Source organism: Streptomyces torulosus (genome assembly GCF_001419765.1).
Lineage (GTDB): Bacteria > Actinomycetota > Actinomycetes > Streptomycetales > Streptomycetaceae > Streptomyces > Streptomyces torulosus.
Genome location: NZ_LIRK01000969.1, coordinates 1 through 3,341, shown reverse-complemented (window position 1 = coordinate 3,341; position 3,341 = coordinate 1). Strand labels below are relative to the sequence as shown.

Below are 3,341 nucleotides of genomic sequence, written 5' to 3'. Positions count from 1 at the left end.
CGACGCCGTCGCCGAGGCCGAGCGCCTGGTCTCCCCCCAGCACACGGACTGGCTCGTGCGGTTCGGGTCCTGAGCATGTGTGGGTCGGGTTCAGGGCTCGGGTGGTTCGAGGTCCTGGGCTCGGGTGGTTCGGGTCCTGTGAGGGCGCCTCTGTCGATGCGTCAGGCTCGGCGCCGCGAACAGCCCCAGCAGGGCCAGGAGTTGCGCCACCGGCCCGAACGCGCCCTGGTCCGCCGCCACCGGCTCGCCCGCTCCGGCCGCCGCCGCGACGCCCGCCCCGGCGAGCGCGAGGAACGCGATCGGCACCAGCAGGGCGTGCCGCGTCCGGGCCAGGAGCGCCAGCAGCGGGACGAGGAGCGCGAGGAAGCCCGCGATCATGATGCCGACGAGGGTGAGGGCGACCGTGCCGAGCCACAGGCCGGGGGCCGGCGGTGCCGGCTGCGGCCCGTCCGGGTCGGGCTCCCGGCGCCGCCACAGCGCCAGCCCGACGAGGGCCGCGAGGCCCACCCCGGCGCCGATCAGCCCGGCCTCGTACGTCACGGACGGCTCGTAGGACAGCTTGACCGCGCCGCCCGACCCGCCGGGGATCCGCCAGCCCTGCTGCCAGCCGTCGAGCCGTACCGGGGTCAGCTCGCGGCCGTTCAGGGTGGCCTTCCAGCCGTCGTTGTAGTTCTCGTACGTCGTGAGGTACGAGGCGGCGCCGTCGCCGACGGTCACCTCGCGGAGGTCGCCCAGCCAGTCCCGTATCCGCAGGTCGCGTCCGGTGGCGGCGGGCGCGGTGACCGTGCCGCGGGTCAGCGTGACCTCGGTGACGGCGAGGGCGCCCGAGTCGTCGGAGTCGACGGTGTGACGCTCGTCGGCGCCCAGCTCCAACGCGGCGTCGGGGCGGTCGTTCTGGCAGAGCGTCAGGTCCAGCGGGCGGCGCTCGGTGAGGTCCTGTACGGTCCCCTTCGCGCTCGTCTCGTACCGCTTGCCGTCGACCTCGACGACCGGGCCCTCGCCGCACGGGAGGTCGACGTCGAGGGTGGGGGCGGGCTGCTGGGTGCGGTAGGGGGCGAGCGCCGGGATGTACGCCTCGACCAGGCCGACCGGGAGGCGCAGATCGTCACCGGCGACGGGGTTGTGGACGGTGAGCCGGGCCGTCTCGGTGACGGTGATGTCGAGGCGGTCGGTGGTGATCGGGTCGAAGCGGACCCAGCCGTTCTCGTCGACGGCGGCGATGGCCGCGCCGTCCGGGGAGCTGATCGCGACCTTGGTCGCCCGGGTGGACAGACCGCCCGCCGGGGCCAGCACGAGCGAGCCGATGGGCTGCTTGCCCGTCCAGCGCAGATGGAGCGTCGGGTCGTCGCCCGCGATCCACGCGGAGGTCAGGTCCCCGTCGGTCAGATTGCGCGGCGACAGCCCGGCGCCGAGGGAGGCGGTGGAGTCGGCGGTCACCGTGATGCGGTTCTCCTGCTCCGGCGCCACCTCGTACAGCAGCTTGTCCAGCTCCTCGCCCGGCACGGGCACGGCGGTCGCCTTCACCTCGTACGTGCCCGCCGTGGTCGTGCCGAAGACGCGGTGCAGCCCCGGTTCGGTGCCCGTCGGGGAGAGCCCGGTGGGGTCGGCGGCGCGGCGCAGCGAGACCACCTCGGCGGGGGCGCCGGTGTTGTCGGGGCCCTGGGCGTCCGTCGGCAGCCGCAGGGTCCGGGTCACCTGGACGCCGGGGATCTCGATCTCGGAGAAGCCCGCGCCGACCAGCCCGGTGTGCCGTTCCGCCGAGTCCAGGATCGTGACCTTCAGCCAGTTCGTCTCGCCCGGGCGGGCGTTGACCGTCTGGGTGGAGCCGTCGGCCTGGAGGTTCGTGGACCGTGAGCCCCGCTCGGTCTCCACCTTGATCCGGGTGGGCGCCGACCGCACCCCGTCCTGCGGCAGTGGGGTGACCTCGAACGTGGACGGGATGTCCTGCGCGTCCTCGAAGTCGATCCGCAGCCACTGCCCGTCCGCCGAACCCGGCGCACCCTCCGCCCAGGCCGTCGCCGGGTCGCCGTCGAAGGCGTTCACCGGGTCGAACTGGGGGAGGTGGAATAGCCAATTGCCGGACGTCGACGCGGTGACGGACTTCGCGCCGCGCAGCTCCGCCACCGTCTGATGGGCGAGCCCCTTCAGGGGGAGGATCTGCCGCGGTTTCCCGCCCGCGTCCTGCACGCTCCCGCTCGGGTTCCGCTCGTCCGCCGTGTACGTGTACGACGTGTTGGCGTTGACCAGGCCGAAGCGGGTGTCCGCGCGCCGCAGCCCGTCGCCGACCACCTGCACGGCCGGGGTGCCGAGACCGGGGTGGTTGTCACCGGTCAGCACGGTCGCGCGGTCCCGCATCGACGGGTCGGCGGCCAGCGGCAGCAGCGACTCAGGCCCGCCGGACACGACGGCGGTGTCCGCGATCCCCTTCAGCCCGGCCTGCCCGGGACGCGGCACGTCCTCGGCCGGCCGGTAGATCTCCACCGCCCGCTGCCGCGCGTACAACCCCTCCACCTGCAACGGGGTGTTCTCGGCGATCACCCCGCCGGTCATCACCGGCCCGAGCCCCTTCACCCGCTCGTACCCGGACTGCTCCAGGGTCCGCTTCACGGTGGTGGTGGGCACGGATCCGAGCTGGCCGGGGTCCAGGTCGTTGCGGACGACGACGTAGTACAGGCCGGCCCGGCTCAGATAGTCGGCGAGCCCCGGCACCTCGGCGCCGGTCAGCAGCGCCTGCTCGACGGCGTCCATCGCGCGCCGGTTGCCGGGCGTGCCGAAGGGGACGTAGTCGCGCTGCGCCCAGCGGGACTCGGCGAGCACGTCCAGCGGTTGGTCGATGGTGGAGCCCCAGGTGTGGATGCCGTGCGCGGTGGCGGGCACGACCAGGGCCCGGGAGTCCGGGGAGTACTTCTCCAGCCAGTCGGCCGTGGCCCGCCAGTACTTCGGCAGCTCCTGGAACGAACCGGGTTGCAGCACCGACCCGTTGAGGTACGGCCACAGCAGCCCCGGCAGTACGACCACGGCCGCGATCAGCGGCGCGAACCCGCGCCCCCGCACCCGCCGGGCCCCGCGCTCCCGCGCGGCCACTCCCACGAGCTGTGCCAGGCCGAGGACCAGGGCGAGCGCCAGCCCGGTCTGGAACTTGTAGATGTTCCGGAAGGGCACGAGGGCCCCGTTCAGCAGGTCCTGGACCACCCCGTGGAAGGGCGCCCCGAACGATCCCGCGTAACCGGCGAGCGTGACGAGCGCGACCGTCAGCACCGTCAGCACCAGCCAGCGGCGCTCGGGCATGTCCCGCCGGGCCAGCCCGGCGAGGCCCAGGCCCGCCGCGAGCGCCGACGACA

The 3,341-nt window shown here is 74.1% G+C and carries 1 protein-coding gene; it reads right to left on the bottom strand.

What is annotated here, in order from left to right; translation table 11 throughout:
- Nucleotides 1-90: 90 nt before the first annotated feature.
- A partial coding sequence (locus AOK23_RS43195) for an alpha-(1->3)-arabinofuranosyltransferase domain-containing protein (RefSeq protein ID WP_055717825.1) occupies nucleotides 91-3,341 on the bottom strand: 3,251 nt, incomplete at its 5' end.